The organism is Pseudarthrobacter sp. NBSH8, from assembly GCF_014217545.1.
GTDB lineage: Bacteria > Actinomycetota > Actinomycetes > Actinomycetales > Micrococcaceae > Arthrobacter.
Window position 1 is genome coordinate 455862 of sequence record NZ_CP043178.1, and the last position, 13792, is coordinate 469653.

Here is a 13792-nt window from a genome sequence, read left to right on the forward strand (position 1 = left end):
TCCCTAAAATCCAGCGGGTGGCCCGCCGGCGCGCAGGTAATACTGCGAAGCAAGGAGCGGCTCAGAATACCATGGCATGGAGGCATTGCAGGAAGTAAAGCAGCCGCACGCAGCGAGCACGGAGGGGAACGGTGGCACGCATGCCTGGGAGGTCTCAACGGGGTGGCCACAGCGGCGTCAGCATTGAGGACGTGGCAGCGGCCGCCGGCGTATCCACTGCCACCGTTTCCCGGGCCGTGCGGGGGCTGCCCAGGGTTTCGCCCGCCACCCGGGAGAAGATCCTAGAGGTGGCGGGTGCTTTGGGCTATGTGGCGTCGTCGTCGGCGTCAGGACTGGCCACCGGCCGAACCAAGACCATCGGCGTCCTGGCGCCGTTCGTGAGCCGCTGGTTCTTCTCCAAGGCCATCGAGGGCGCGGACCGCGAACTTCACGCCCGGCACTACAACCTTTCCCTCTTCAACCTGGGCGGTCACGGCAGCAACCGTGAACGCCTCTTCAGCAAGACCATGGTTTATAAGCAGATTGACGCCTTGCTGGTCCTTTGTATGGCGCTCAGCCACGACGAACTGGACCACCTCCAGAAGATTGATATCCCGCTGATCGTGGTGGGCGGCCATGTGGAGGAGTGCGCGTACATCGGCATCGACGACTACGCCGCTGCATCCACCGCCGTCCGGCACTTGATCGACCTCGGCCACCGGGATATTGCCCTCTTGCACGGCGACGACGAAACGGACCTTAACTTCGACGTTCCCCGCGTACGGATCCTGGCTTTCCAGGAGGTCATGGCGGGAGCGGGGCTCGCCACCCGCCCCGAGTGGGACGAATGGGGAGACTTCACGGTCCGCAGCGGCCAGGAAGCGTTCCGGCGCCTCTGGGCCGCACCCGGCCCGAAGCCAACCGCCATCTTCTGCGCGTCCGACGAGATGGCCATGGGGGTCATCTTTGAAGCCGCCCGGGCGGGCGTCCGGGTGCCGGAGGACCTCTCGGTGGTGGGGATCGATGACCACGATTTCTCCGACGCGGTGGGCCTGACCACAGTGGGGCAGCGGCCCGATGAGCAGGCCGAGCTGGCCACCAAGATGCTCCTCGATGAACTGGACGGCATGGTCGGGGCGGTCCAGTCCGCCGTCGCGCCCCACCAGCTCATCGTCAGGCGTACGACGGCACAGCCTCCTTCCTGAGGAGGCACTGCGGGGCATCCGAGCCAGGAGGCCGTGGGTGCCAGGATGCCGCGTTCGCGGCGCGGCGGTCAGGAAGCTGTGGTCAGGACGCGCGGGCGAGTTGCCTGATGGGAATCCAGCGGGAAGCCAGCCTGCGGTAGGCCGCCGCGGCGCCCGTCATGTCGCCCTCTGCCAGGCATTCAATGCCCAGCCGGATGTCCATGGGCGACTCGTCCGGGTACACCTTGTCCGCCACGGCGCCGTAGTCGAGTTCCACCATGGAATTGACGTGGAACAGCTCCAGCCATTCGGTCAGCTGGGCGAGGTCGTCCAGCATGTCCAGGTCCGGGGCGGCCAGCGCCAGGTGAGCCACGGCGTACCGTGCCCGCTCCATGGCTTCGGTGATGGGAGCCCACACCCTGACGGTGAGGATGCGCCCGCCTGATTCCACCACATCCTTATGGTCGCTTTCCATAAACAGCGAGAACCAGCTGAAGGGGATGCCCCAGGTGGAGGCGCGGCTATGCACGCGGATGGCGCCGTCACGGGCTTTGACCTGGTCAATGCGCTCCTGGTGCTTGTCCCGCTGCTCTTCGGGAATCAGCATTTCGGCCAGCGGGCCGTGGATGCCTTCCATGAGCGCATTCGCAGCGAGGCCGGCGCGCAGGACCAGCTGGCTGGGGCAGTACAGCAGGACGCGCCCGGTCCCGGAGTCACTCCCAGCGCCCCCAGCGTCAGGGCCGGAACCTGCGCCTATCCCGGTACCGAAGCCGGATTCGACACCCGGGCCGGACTCGGCACCGGCGTCGGACATTCCTGCCTGCGGGGTCCGCCCCGGGGGGACGCCGGGAACGCTGGTGACCCGGACCAGGTCCGTCCGCCCGGTGGGGAACGGGTCCCCGCCGGAGCGTGTGATCCTGCCCAGCGAGGCCAGCAGTTCGGCGTTTTCGACGGCGGCCCGGGAGGCCGTGCGGGCTCCGGCGGTCCGGATGGCGTCCCGTTGTCCTTCCGGGAAGGCGTCCAGCGGTTCGTAGACGCGCAGGGTGGAGGAGAACGGCAGGCCGGCCTGGCCCCGGTAGAGGTTTCCCGTCAATACAGTCTCCCTTCCTGGGCCGCGGCTGCAGCCATCAGTCGGCCAGATCCACTAGGACGGGGGCGTGGTCCGAGGCGCCCTTGCCCTTGCGTTCCTCGCGGTCGATCGAGGCGCCGGTGACGCGGGCCGCCAAGGCCGGCGAGCCAAGGACAAAGTCAATGCGCATGCCCTCCTTCTTGGGGAAGCGCAGCTGGGTGTAATCCCAGTAGGTGTACACACCGGGACCGGGCGTGTAATGACGGGCCACGTCGGTGAAGCCGGCTTCTTCGAAAGCGTGGAAGGCGGCGCGCTCCGGCGGGCTGACGTGGGTATGGCCCTGGGACAGGAAAAGGTCGATGTCCCAGACGTCCTCATCCTGGGGCGCGATGTTCCAGTCGCCCATCAGGGCAACCTGGGCCTCCGGGTTCGCGGTGACAAGGCCCTGGGCGTGGTGCTTGAGGGATTCGAGCCATTTGAGCTTGTACGGCATGTGTTCGTCATCCAGCGAGCGGCCGTTGGGCACGTAGAGGCTCCAGACCCGGACGCCGCCGCACGTGGCAGCCATGGCGCGGGCCTCCTGCACGGGGTCCTTGCCGTCCTTCCCGAACGGAGGCTGGTCCAGGAAGGTGCGTTCCACGTCTTCCAAACCAACCCGGGAGGCGATGGCCACGCCGTTCCACTGGCTGACGCCGAAGTGGGCCACCTCGTAGCCCATGCGTTCGAACAGCTCCCAGGGGAAGTTTTCGTCCTTGCACTTGGTCTCCTGGATCGCCAGCACGTCGCAATCGCTGCGCTGCAGCCAGGCCTCCACACGGTCGGCGCGGGCACGGAGGGAGTTCACATTCCAGGTAGCAATCTTCACAGTCCCTAACTTACCGAACTTGTTGCCCGGAGGCGTTGCCGCGGCGCGGGCGCGGTCGGTTCCGGGCAACTGTGCGGCCGGTGTCCGCAGAAACGGGGCACTATGGCGCAGGCAGGCCGTTGAATTGTGCTGCGGGGCCCCGGATGCGGGTCAAAGTGCCCCAGGACGCGTACCGCAACAAAATGACGGCGACGGCGACAGCGGGCGCCACGAGGGTTTGGGGCAGTCTGGAATTTAGTAGGAAGTCCGAGTATATTCGCTTGCAGAGATGACCTGGATCACATGCGAAGGAGCATTGCATCATGGTGCGCGAACTATCCCATTACGTAGATGGCCAACGGGTGGCGGGGACCTCCGGCCGCTTCAGCGACGTTTTTGACCCTTGCACGGGCCAGGTCCAGGCGCGCCTGCCCCTGGCCAGCGGGGAGGAAGTCCGGAACATGGTGGCCGCCGCGGAGAAGGCGCAGGTCCAGTGGGGCGCCATGAACCCGCAGCGCCGCGGCCGGATCCTGCTGAAATTCGTTGACCTCGTCAACGAGAACATGGATGAACTCGCCACGCTGCTGTCCTCCGAACACGGGAAGACGTTCGCGGACTCCAAAGGCGATATCCAGCGCGGAATTGAAGTCGTGGAGTTCGCGGCGGGTGCCCCGCACCTGCTCAAAGGCGAATTCTCCGACGACGCCGGTGCAGGCATCGACGTCCACTCGCTGCGCCAGCCACTCGGCGTGGTCGCGGGCATCACCCCGTTCAACTTCCCGGCGATGATCCCGCTGTGGAAGTCCGGCCCGGCCCTCGCCGCCGGCAACGCCTTCATCCTCAAGCCCTCCGAACGGGACCCCTCGGTTCCGTTGCGCCTGGCCGAACTGTTCACCGAGGCCGGGCTGCCGGACGGGGTGTTCAGCGTGGTCAACGGGGACAAGGAAGCCGTTGACGCGCTGCTGGAAGATCCCCGGGTGAAGGCCATCGGCTTTGTGGGTTCAACGCCCATTGCCCAGTACATCTACGCCACCGCTGCCGCCCACGGGAAGCGCGCCCAGTGCTTCGGCGGGGCCAAGAACCACATGGTGATCATGCCGGACGCGGACCTGGACATGGCCGCCGACGCCCTGATCGGCGCCGGCTTCGGCTCCGCCGGCGAGCGCTGCATGGCCATCTCCGTGGCTGTCCCGGTGGGGGAGAAGACTGCGGATGCGCTGGTAGCCAAGCTGACCGAGCGCGTCAAACACCTCAGGGTAGGCCACAGCCTGGACAAGGACTCGGACTTCGGGCCCGTGGTGGCGGCGAGTGCCAAGGAACGGATCGAGGGCTACATCCAGTCCGGCGTGGACCAGGGCGCCACCCTGCTGGCCGACGGGCGCGGCCTCACGGTGGAAGGCTACGACGACGGTTTCTGGGTGGGACCCACGCTCTTTGACCACGTCACCAAGGACATGAAGATCTACCAGGAGGAAATCTTCGGGCCCGTCCTGAGCGTGCTCCGCGCCGCCGATTACGACGAAGCCCTCCGGCTGTGCTCCGAGCACGAATTCGGTAACGGTGTGGCCATCTTCACCCGCGATGGCGACGCCGCCCGGGACTTTGCCAGCCGGGTGGAGGTGGGAATGGTTGGCATCAACGTCCCCATTCCGGTGCCCATCGCCTATTACACGTTTGGCGGTTGGAAAGCGTCCGGTTTCGGCGACCTGAACCAGCACGGCGCCGACGCGTTCCGTTTCTACACCAAGACCAAGACGGTCACCACACGCTGGCCGTCCGGGATCCGCCAGGGCGCCAGCTTCATCATGCCGGAAGGCAGCTGATGACGGAGGTACTGTTCGAGAAGCGCGGCCACCTGGGCATCATCACGCTCAACCGGCCCCAAGCCGTCAACGCCCTGAACGCCGGCATGGTGGATGCCATGCTGGCGCAGCTCACGGCCTGGGCGGACGACGACGGCGTGGCCACCGTCCTGGTGCGCGGTGCAGGCGAGCGGGGCCTCTGCGCCGGGGGCGACATTGTGGCGATCTACCGGGACATTCTTGGCGGCGGCACGGAAACAGCTGACTTCTGGCAGGCCGAATACCGGCTGAACTCACTGATTGCCGCCTACCCGAAGCCTTATGTGGCCTTGATGGATGGCCTGGTGCTGGGCGGCGGCGTGGGAATCTCAGCGCACGGCTCGGTGCGGGTGGTCACCGAACGGACCCGGACCGGGATGCCGGAGACCACCATCGGGTTTGTGCCCGACGTCGGCGGGACCTGGTTGCTGGCCAAGTCACCTGGGGAGACGGGCACCCATGCGGCGCTGACGGGAGCTCACCTGACCGGCGCGGATGCGCTGTTCCTGGGCCTCGCGGACCACTTTGTCCCGTCGGGGAACTTGCCGGAGCTGGCGGCCGCGCTCGAACACGAAACTGCGGAAGCCGCCGTCGTCCGCTTTGCGCGGAACCCGCCGCCCTCCGGGCTCGAGGAGCAGCGCGGCTGGATCGATGCCGCCTACGCCAGCGATGACGTGGAGGACATTGTCCGGCGGCTACGGACCATGGATGGGGCGCCGGATGGCACGCCGGGGGTGGAGGGGGACGGGGCCACCGAGGCTGCCACCACCATCGAAGCGAAGTCGCCGACGGCCGTGAAGGTGACCCTGGAGTCCCTCCGCCAGGCCAAGGGACTTTCGCTGGACGAAGCGCTGGCGCAGGAATACCGGGTAGGTCTTCGTTTCCTGGTTGCGCCGGACTTCCGCGAAGGAATCCGCGCGCAGGTGGTGGACAAGGACCGCACACCGCAATGGAAGCCGGCCACGCTGCACGAGGTGCACGCGACGGACGTGGCACGGTTCTTCGCGCCGCTGGGGGACCGGGAGCTCACGCTGAACACAAAGGAGCCGGACAATGCCTGAACAAACCACCGTCGCTGTCCTGGGCCTGGGCCACATGGGCGGCCCCATGGCAGTGAACCTGGTCCGTGCCGGCTACACCGTGGCCGGCTTCGACGTAATCCCCGCCGCCCTGGATTCCGCCCAGGCACACGGTGTCCCCACGGCGGCCAGCCCGCTGGACGCCATCGCCGGTGCCGACATTGTGCTGACCATGTTCCCCAGCGGCCAGCACGTGCTGGATGCCTACAGCGGCGCCGAAGGACAGCCGGGCCTGCTCGCCGAAGCCAAGCCGGGCACCATGTTCCTGGACTGCTCCACCATCAACGTTGACGAGGCCCGGGAAGCCTCCGCGCTCGCCATTGCGGCCGGCCACCGTGCTGTGGACGCCCCGGTCTCCGGCGGCGTGGTGGGTGCGGAAGCCGGCACGCTGACCTTTATGGTGGGCGGCGAGACGGAGGATTTCGAGGCCGTCCGGCCAGTGCTCGAGGTGATGGGCAAACGCGTGGTCCACTGCGGCGCGCACGGCGGCGGCCAGGCTGCCAAGATCTGCAACAACCTCATCCTGGGGGTCTCCATGATCGCGGTCAGCGAGGCCTTTGTGCTGGGCGAGAAGCTGGGCCTCACGCACCAGGCGCTCTTCGACGTCGCCTCCAACGCCTCCGGTCAGTGCTGGGCCTTGACCACCAACTGCCCGGTCCCCGGGCCGGTCCCCACCAGCCCTGCCAACCGCAACTACCAGCCGGGATTCGCGGGAGCGCTGATGGCCAAGGACCTGCGACTGGCGCTCAATGCGCTGGAAAGTACGGGGGTGGCTGCTCGGCTGGGACCGCTCGCCTCCGAAATTTACGATACGTTTGCCGCTGAAGGCGGAGCCGGCCGGGACTTCTCCGGAATCATCACGGATATCCGCGACAAATCGCAGCAATAGCACCATCTGCAGCAGCGGCAACGCTCGCAGCACGCAACATCCACGAACAGCTGAAAGGTCAGGCATGACGGAGTATACGAACATCCTGGTGGAACAGCGCGGCCGGGTAGGGCTGGTCACGCTCAACCGGCCGGAGGCGCTCAACGCCCTGGACAAGGCCACGATGGAACAGCTCGTGGCAGCCGTCGCCGCCATGGACGCGGACCCCGGCGTGGGCGCGGTGGTGGTCACCGGATCGGGCAAGGCGTTCGCCGCCGGGGCAGACATCAAGGAAATGGCATCCCAGGGCTACATGGACATGTACGCCGCGGACTGGTTCCGGGGCTGGGAGGACTTCACGCGGCTGCGCATTCCCGTCATCGCGGCGGTGTCCGGCTTCGCGCTGGGCGGCGGCTGCGAGCTGGCCATGATGTGCGATTTCATCATCGCCGGGGACAACGCCAAGTTTGGCCAGCCGGAGATCAACCTCGGCGTGCTGCCGGGCATGGGAGGTTCCCAGCGGCTCACCCGCGCCGTGGGCAAGGCCAAGGCCATGGACATGATCCTCACGGGGCGCTTCATCGGCGCCGAGGAAGCGGAACGCTCGGGCCTTGTCTCGCGCGTGGTGCCCGCGGAGGACGTGGTGGAGGAGGCGCTGAAGGCCGCGGAGGTCATCGCGTCCAAGTCCAAGCCCGTGGCCATGCTCGCGAAGGAGGCCGTCAACGCCGCCTTCGAAACGGGACTCGCCCAGGGTGTCCTGTTCGAACGCCGGATCTTCCACTCGCTCTTCGCCAGCGAGGACCAGAAGGAAGGCATGGCAGCCTTTACGGAGAAGCGCCAGCCCGGGTTCAACCACCGCTGACGGGATTAGCCGTCCGTAAAGTCCCCGGCATTCCGGCGGAACGTGCCCAGGATATGGATCAGCTGGTCCACGTCGGCCGTGTCGAACCCCGACTGGCCAAACACCTCAGTGTTGAGCACCGCCGTCGCGCGTTTGGCCACGGTCCGCCCCTCCGCGGTGAGCTCGATCAGCGTGGTACGCCCGTCCGTAGGATGCGGCGAGCGGGCCACCAGTCCCGAGCCTTCCAAACGGTCGACGGCGTTGGTCACCGAGGTGGGATGGACCTGGAGCAGGGCGCTCGCCTTGTTCATGGGCAGCGCTCCGCTGCGGGCGAAGCTGAGGAGTGCGAGCAGTTCGTAGCGGGCGAAGGTCAGTCCGAACGGCTTCAGGGCGCCCTCGATCCGGGCCAGCAGGATCTGCTGGGTGCGCATGATCGCGGTGATCGCAGCCATGGGAGCGGCAACGTCGGCCCAGCCGTGCTCCTCCCAGTTCCGTTGGGCATCCGCGATGGGGTCCCGGGGCAGTGGCGCGGCCATCCTCAGCCTTTCAGCCCCGGGAAATCCGCCTCGGAGTACTCCAAGCCGAAGCCGTCGGGATGGGTGACCCCGCCGTGCCGGAGTTGCTCATTGTGCCGCAGCTCCACACGGCGGATTTTGCCCGAGATGGTCTTGGGCAGCGCCGCGAATTCCAGCCGCCGGATCCGCTTGAACGGCGCCAGGCGTTCGCGGCAGTACCGCAGGATGTCCTCCGCCAGCTCCGGCCCCGGCTCCAGTCCGGACACCAGGACAACGTAGGCCTTGGGGACGGAGAGTTTGAGCGCATCCGGCGACGGAACCACAGCGGCTTCGGCCACGGCCGGGTGTTCGAGCAGCACGCTCTCCAGCTCGAACGGCGAGAGCCGGTAGTCGGAGGATTTGAAGACGTCGTCGTCGCGGCCCACGTAGGTGATGACGCCGTGTTTGTCCCGGCTGGCCATGTCGCCCGTGTGGTAATAACCGCCGCGGAACGCCTCAGCGGTCCGTTCCGCGTCACCGTAGTAGCCCTTCATCAGCCCCACCGGCCGGGGGTCCAGGCGGAGGCACAGCTCGCCGTCGTCGGCTTCTTCCCCGGTGTTCGGGTCCACCAGCACAACGTCGTAGCCGGGAAGCGGCCGCCCCATGGCGCCGATGGTGATCGGCTGGCTGGGCGTGTTGGCTACCTGGACGGTGGTTTCGGTCTGGCCGAAGCCGTCCCGGATGGTCTGGCCCCACGCGCGCTGGACCTGTTCGATCACTTCGGCGTTCAGCGGTTCACCCGCGGAGACCACCTTGGTGGGCGGGGACTTCAGCACTTTCAGGTCCGCTTGGATCAGCATCCGCCAGACCGTGGGCGGGGCACAGAAGCTGGTGACGCGCTCGCGGTCCATCTGCTCCATCAGAGCACGGGCGTCGAACCGTTCGTAGTTGTAGACAAAAACGCACGCCTCCGCGATCCACGGGGCGAAGAAATTGGACCACGCGTGTTTGCCCCAGCCCGGCGACGCCACATTCAGGTGCACGTCGCCGGGTTCCAGGCCAATCCAATACATTGTGGAGAGGTGCCCCACCGGGTACGACGTATGCGTGTGCTCCACCAGTTTGGCCTTCGACGTGGTTCCGGAGGTGAAATACAGCAGCAGCGTCTCGTCCGCCTGCGTTGGGGCGTCGGGAACGAAGGTGACTGCCGCCGTCGTCGAATCCGCGTACTGGAGAGCCTCTGCGTTGGCTGCACCGATCCCGCCGATTTCGATCAGGCGGTAATCGCCGGGGACGCCGGCAAACTTACCAATGTTGGAACGCCCGACGGCGGCCCAGCCCGCCTCGCCGCGCTCCACGCGTTCGGCCAGGTCCTCTGGTCCCATCAGGGTGGTGGTGGGGATCAGGACAATGCCCAGCTTGATGCCGGCCAGCATCAGCTCCCAGAGCTCCACCTGGTTGCCCAGCATGACGATCATGCGGTCCCCGCGGCGCATGCCCTGGCTTCGCAGCCAGTTGGCCACCTGGTTCGAACGGGCGGCCAGGTCCGCGAAACTCCGGCGGGTGGACGAGCCGTCCTGCTCCACGATGACCAAGGCCGGATTATTGGCCTTCTCAGGATCTGCGGCGATCTGATCGAACCAGTCGAGGGCAAAGTTGAATTCCGTGAACCGTGGCCACACGAACTCGCGCCTGGCCTGGTGGTAATCGGAATGCAGGGCCAGCAGGCGGTCGCGTGCCTCGCGGAAGTCATCGGTGACTGACATGGGGGGGGGCACCTTTCGTCCAGTGATGCGCATCACAAAGAATCCATCCCTGTGCAATATACTAGGACATCCAAGGGTTTGGAAGACCGAAGGGATATGAAGCGTGCAGCCACAAGGACGTGAGCGTGTTGTGACCGAAGCCCTGCCTTTTCCCGAGGCAGACCTGATGCACATCGTGGACCTCCTGCCCGCGGCGGAACGCGTGCGCTATCTGGAGATCCGGGCCTTCCTGCAGTCCACGGTGCGGCCGGCATCCATTGGCTACTGGAACCGCGAGGAATTCCCGTTCGGGTTGCTGGCGGAAATGGGCAAGCACGGGCTGGGCAGGCTGCAGACTGACGGCACATCCAAGCTCTTCAAGGGCCTGATGTACGTCGAAGTGGCCAGGGCGGACGTTTCGCTGTCGGCCCTGGTAGGGATCCACAACGAACTGATCGTCGGGATGATCGACGCCCTCGGCTCCCACGAGCAGAAGCAGCGGTGGCTGCCTGGCCTGACAACCTTTACCCAACTCGGCGCCTTCGCCCTGACCGAACCCGACCACGGCTCGGACATCGCCGGCGGGCTGGAAACATCCGCGCGGTTGGAGGGCGGCGAGTGGGTGATCAACGGCGCCAAACGCTGGATCGGCTCCGGGACCATCGCGGACTTTGCCCTGGTGTGGGCGCGCGACGCAGCAGACGGGCACATCAAAGGCTTCATTGTGGAGACGGACCGTGCGGGCTACCGGGCCACCAAGATTGCCAACAAGATCGGCCTGCGGATCATGCAGAACGCGGACATCGTGCTGGACAACGTCAGGATTCCGGCGGCCAACATGCTGCCGGGCGCCACCGACTTCTCCAAAGCCAACGAGCTCCTGCGGGATTCGCGCGCCTGGGTTGGCTGGCAGGGTGCCGGGATCCAGCTGGCCGCGTTCGACGTCGCCCGTTCCTACTCCCTGGAACGCAGGCAATTCGGCAAGGAACTGGCCTGCTTCCAGCTGGTCCAGCAGCAGCTGGCGGAAATACTCGGCAACGCCTCCGCGTCACTGGCGCTGATGGCCCAGCTCGCCCGGATCCAGACGGACGGCAAGCTGGAAATGGCCCAGGCGGCCATGGCAAAGTCCACATGCACCCGGCTGGCCCGCGCGTCGGTGGCGATGGGACGGTCGCTGCTGGGCGGCAACGGAATCAGCTCCGACTATGAAATGGGCAAGCTGTTTGGTGATGCCGAAATCCTCTATACCTATGAGGGCAGCTACGAAATCAACTCTCTGATTGTGGGCCGGGCCGTCACCGGTAAATCGGCCTTCGTCTAGAAAATACCCGCCCGGCAAAAACTTAACAAAAAACTGCCCTGGCCATGCTTTGCAGCACGGCCAGGGCAGTTAATCAGAACCTTAGAGCGGACGAATGTTCTCTGCCTGCGGGCCCTTGGGACCTTGGGTCACATCGAATTCGACTTTCTGGTTCTCGTCCAGTGAGCGGTAGCCGCTGCTGGCGATTGCGGAGTAGTGCGCGAAAACATCGGCGGATCCGTCGTCCGGAGCGATGAAGCCAAAGCCCTTTTCAGCGTTGAACCATTTAACTGTGCCTGTTGCCATTGCTAACTTCCTTTGTAACCCTTTTCTGGTCCTGCTCGGACGGCAGGCAGACGCGGAGTCTGTAGTCCGCTGTCTCAAACCTAGGGGCTGCGCGGTGGGCGTGCAATAGCTGCAGTCATCAAGTGTCACTCCTGTTACAGAAATGGTGCCCGGGAATTACCTGCTCCGGGCTAACGCATACCCTCCCGGCGGATGGCAGTGGCGATGGCAGCGGCGCGGGTTTCCACCCCGAGCTTGGCGTAGATGTGCGCCAAATGGGTCTTGACCGTGGCCCCGGAAATGAAGAGCCGCTGGCCCAGCTCCCGGTTGCTGAGCCCCTCGGTCAGGAGGCTTAGCAGCTCAGCTTCCCGGGGCGTCAGGACCTCGTCGGGATTGCGCAGCTGCTGGAAAAGCCGGGAGGCCACCGGGGCGCTCATCACGCTTTTCCCCTGTACGGCACCCCGGATGGCGGCAAAGATTTCGTCCGGGGCGGCGTCCTTGAGGAGGTAGCCCATGGCGCCGGCGTCCACGGCCCGGACAATGTCCGCGTCCGAATCGTACGTGGTGAACACCAGGATGGCCTGCGGGCTGTTGCGCTGGCGCAGCTGCTTGATGGCCTCGATCCCGTCCATTCCGGCGCCCATGGCCAGATCCATCACCACCACGGCAGGGGAGTGCTGTTCCACCAGCCCCAGGGCCTCCTCGCCGGAGGCGGCCTCGGCCACCACGTCAAAGTCAGGCTGCGTGCCCAGCAGCGCCTTGAGCCCGCTCCGGACCACCAAGTGGTCGTCCACCAGGAGGACGGTGATGCCGGTCATGCGTCGTCCCGGGTGCTCTGCTGCGCTGGTGGCGCTGACTGCACCCGAACCGGTACTTGTGCGGCCACAATGGTCCCTTCGCCGGGGATGCTTTCAACCGAGAATACGCCGCCCAGCTGCTCCACACGCTGGCGCATGGCCCGCAGCCCGTATCCTCCGGCGTCCGACGGCGGTGCTGCCGCCGACGGGTCAAAGCCTGTTCCGTCGTCGTAGATGTCAAGGGTGACCGAGTCAGGAAGGAACCCCAGCGTCAGGGTTGTGGTGGTGGCGTGCGCGTGCTGCTGGATGTTCGCGGCCGCGCTTTGGACAACCCGCAACAGGGTGTGCCGGACTTCCGGAGGAACGTCCCCCGGCTCGCCGGTGACCAGGAGCCGGGCGTACGGGACGTACTGGGCGGCCGCTTGGTGCAAGGCCTCGGGAAGCGGCGACGCGTCAAGGCCCGGGGCGGCGAGCTCGTGGACCAGGCTGCGGGTCTCGGAGAGGTTCCGGCGTAGCAGCTCCGTAGCCTGGCTGAGCTCCTGGCGCGATGCCTGGCCTGGCCACGAACGGCCAGCGGCTTCGAGGAGCAGCAGGCTGCTGGCCAGGCCCTGCGTCACGGTGTCGTGGATCTCCCGCGATATCCGTTCGCGTTCGGCGATGGTGCCGGCCCGGCGCTCGCTGGCCGCCAGCTGACCCTGTGCCAGCGAAACCTCGGCATGGAGGCGCCGCTGTTCCGCGGCATCGTGCTCGATCCGGTCATGGATCAGCGTCAGCATCACGCCCACGGCGAGCGGCCCCAGCAGCATCGCGAGGTCCGTCCCGTCGCTGAGCCGGAACAGCCCGACGGCGGTGGCGGCCGCCGTTGCGCCCGCCGCCACGTAGCCTACAGTGCCCGTAAAGACGGTGCGGCACAGGAAGAAGATCGCAAAGGAACACCACGCAAAGCTGGGTGCGGCAACGACCAGCACAGCCCACGCGGCCACAAACACGAGCATCCAGACTGCCCACGGCCGTCTCTGCCGGGCCAGTACGGCGATTACCGCGTACAGGGCGCACACCGCTGCTGCCAGTCCGAGGACCAGCAGGTTGTCCGGCAGGCTGTGCCGCATTACATAGCGGACGGCCGACGCGACAAGCAGGACAGCGAAGCCCAGGTGGACGGCGGTGTCGATCCGGCCGAACCGGCCAGCTGCCGGGGCAGGCGAGGCAGGCTTGGCAGGGAGGGCGGATCCGGTGGTCGGTGGGGACCCGGCGGTCAGGGTTTTGCGGGGAGTGGCTGGGGAGGGCATGGGGTCCGGTTCAGGTCAGGAGTGTTCCTATCCCATGCTATTGCCCGCGCCCTTACTGGTCACTCAGCCTTTTGGCTGATGCCGCTGGCCTTCCGGGGGAGCCGGGCGTAGCCGAAGGCCCGATGTTTGTTCCGACTGGCCTGGACAGGATGGATGGAGCCGATGCCCGTCAGGGCA

At 66.4% G+C, this 13792-nt stretch carries 13 protein-coding genes; 6 read left to right on the forward strand and 7 right to left on the reverse strand.

Annotated features, from left to right (window positions below; genetic code table 11):
* Positions 1-140: 140 nt before the first annotated feature.
* Positions 141-1184: a LacI family DNA-binding transcriptional regulator gene (locus tag FYJ92_RS02120; protein ID WP_370526105.1), complete on the forward strand. Its 1044-nt coding sequence runs from the start codon at positions 141-143 to the stop codon at positions 1182-1184.
* Between the two features lie 82 nt (positions 1185-1266).
* On the opposite strand, the gene FYJ92_RS02125 is transcribed toward FYJ92_RS02120, so the two are convergent.
* Entirely contained in the window at positions 1267-2256 is a 990-nt protein-coding gene (locus tag FYJ92_RS02125) for a hypothetical protein (RefSeq protein ID WP_185262404.1), read from the reverse strand.
* 34 nt (positions 2257-2290) lie between these two features.
* Positions 2291-3097: an exodeoxyribonuclease III gene (locus tag FYJ92_RS02130; RefSeq protein WP_185262405.1), complete on the reverse strand. Its 807-nt coding sequence runs from the start codon at positions 3095-3097 to the stop codon at positions 2291-2293.
* A 302-nt stretch (positions 3098-3399) separates the two neighbouring features.
* Here FYJ92_RS02130 and FYJ92_RS02135 point away from each other — a divergent pair, with 302 nt between their 5' ends.
* The 4 genes from FYJ92_RS02135 to FYJ92_RS02150 all read left to right on the forward strand — a co-directional run bounded on the left by FYJ92_RS02135 (position 3400) and on the right by FYJ92_RS02150 (position 7726).
* A complete protein-coding gene (locus FYJ92_RS02135; RefSeq protein WP_185262406.1) occupies positions 3400-4899 on the forward strand; it encodes a CoA-acylating methylmalonate-semialdehyde dehydrogenase in 1500 nt (499 codons plus the stop codon).
* Positions 4899-5978 carry an enoyl-CoA hydratase/isomerase family protein gene (locus FYJ92_RS02140; protein ID WP_185262407.1) on the forward strand — a complete coding sequence of 360 codons (1080 nt, stop codon included), beginning with the start codon at positions 4899-4901 and terminating at the stop codon, positions 5976-5978. Before FYJ92_RS02135 ends, FYJ92_RS02140 begins: the two co-directional genes overlap by 1 nt.
* On the forward strand, positions 5971-6885 hold the full coding sequence (mmsB, locus tag FYJ92_RS02145; protein ID WP_185262408.1) for a 3-hydroxyisobutyrate dehydrogenase: 915 nt from the start codon (positions 5971-5973) through the stop codon (positions 6883-6885). Before FYJ92_RS02140 ends, mmsB begins: the two co-directional genes overlap by 8 nt.
* A 64-nt stretch (positions 6886-6949) precedes the next feature.
* Entirely contained in the window at positions 6950-7726 is a 777-nt protein-coding gene (locus tag FYJ92_RS02150; protein WP_185262409.1) for an enoyl-CoA hydratase, read from the forward strand.
* A 5-nt stretch (positions 7727-7731) separates the two neighbouring features.
* Here the strand turns inward: FYJ92_RS02150 and FYJ92_RS02155 are convergent, their stop codons facing one another.
* Together FYJ92_RS02155 and FYJ92_RS02160 are read right to left on the reverse strand one after the other, a co-directional pair.
* A complete protein-coding gene (locus FYJ92_RS02155) occupies positions 7732-8241 on the reverse strand; it encodes a MarR family winged helix-turn-helix transcriptional regulator (RefSeq protein ID WP_185262410.1) in 510 nt (169 codons plus the stop codon).
* Positions 8242-8243: 2 nt separating this feature from the next.
* Complete coding sequence (locus FYJ92_RS02160) at positions 8244-9965, reverse strand: AMP-binding protein (RefSeq protein ID WP_185262411.1); 1722 nt, start codon at positions 9963-9965, stop codon at positions 8244-8246.
* A 166-nt stretch (positions 9966-10131) separates the two neighbouring features.
* Here FYJ92_RS02160 and FYJ92_RS02165 point away from each other — a divergent pair, with 166 nt between their 5' ends.
* Positions 10132-11265 carry an acyl-CoA dehydrogenase family protein gene (locus FYJ92_RS02165; protein WP_185263623.1) on the forward strand — a complete coding sequence of 378 codons (1134 nt, stop codon included), beginning with the start codon at positions 10132-10134 and terminating at the stop codon, positions 11263-11265.
* Between the two features lie 81 nt (positions 11266-11346).
* Here the strand turns inward: FYJ92_RS02165 and FYJ92_RS02170 are convergent, their stop codons facing one another.
* The 3 genes from FYJ92_RS02170 to FYJ92_RS02180 form a co-directional block, all read right to left on the reverse strand.
* Positions 11347-11550 carry a cold-shock protein gene (locus tag FYJ92_RS02170; RefSeq protein WP_013599688.1) on the reverse strand — a complete coding sequence of 68 codons (204 nt, stop codon included), beginning with the start codon at positions 11548-11550 and terminating at the stop codon, positions 11347-11349.
* A 170-nt stretch (positions 11551-11720) separates the two neighbouring features.
* On the reverse strand, positions 11721-12347 hold the full coding sequence (locus FYJ92_RS02175) for a response regulator transcription factor (protein WP_185262412.1): 627 nt from the start codon (positions 12345-12347) through the stop codon (positions 11721-11723).
* On the reverse strand, positions 12344-13615 hold the full coding sequence (locus FYJ92_RS02180) for a sensor histidine kinase (RefSeq protein WP_185262413.1): 1272 nt from the start codon (positions 13613-13615) through the stop codon (positions 12344-12346). The genes FYJ92_RS02175 and FYJ92_RS02180 overlap by 4 nt, the downstream gene beginning before the upstream one ends.
* Positions 13616-13792: the final 177 nt, after the last annotated feature.

Excerpts from the sequence above, each read along its gene's own strand:
- FYJ92_RS02140 (WP_185262407.1), top strand. The coding sequence starts at position 4,899 with ATGACGGAGGTACTGTTCGAGAAGCGCGGCCACCTGGGCATCATCACG.
- FYJ92_RS02155 (WP_185262410.1), bottom strand. The coding sequence starts at position 8,241 with ATGGCCGCGCCACTGCCCCGGGACCCCATCGCGGATGCCCAACGGAAC.
- FYJ92_RS02150 (WP_185262409.1), top strand. The coding sequence starts at position 6,950 with ATGACGGAGTATACGAACATCCTGGTGGAACAGCGCGGCCGGGTAGGG.
- FYJ92_RS02175 (WP_185262412.1), bottom strand. The coding sequence starts at position 12,347 with ATGACCGGCATCACCGTCCTCCTGGTGGACGACCACTTGGTGGTCCGG.
- FYJ92_RS02120 (WP_370526105.1), top strand. The coding sequence starts at position 141 with ATGCCTGGGAGGTCTCAACGGGGTGGCCACAGCGGCGTCAGCATTGAG.
- FYJ92_RS02135 (WP_185262406.1), top strand. The coding sequence starts at position 3,400 with ATGGTGCGCGAACTATCCCATTACGTAGATGGCCAACGGGTGGCGGGG.
- FYJ92_RS02165 (WP_185263623.1), top strand. The coding sequence starts at position 10,132 with ATGCACATCGTGGACCTCCTGCCCGCGGCGGAACGCGTGCGCTATCTG.
- FYJ92_RS02180 (WP_185262413.1), bottom strand. The coding sequence starts at position 13,615 with ATGCCCTCCCCAGCCACTCCCCGCAAAACCCTGACCGCCGGGTCCCCA.
- FYJ92_RS02160 (WP_185262411.1), bottom strand. The coding sequence starts at position 9,965 with ATGTCAGTCACCGATGACTTCCGCGAGGCACGCGACCGCCTGCTGGCC.
- FYJ92_RS02170 (WP_013599688.1), bottom strand. The coding sequence starts at position 11,550 with ATGGCAACAGGCACAGTTAAATGGTTCAACGCTGAAAAGGGCTTTGGC.
- mmsB (WP_185262408.1), top strand. The coding sequence starts at position 5,971 with ATGCCTGAACAAACCACCGTCGCTGTCCTGGGCCTGGGCCACATGGGC.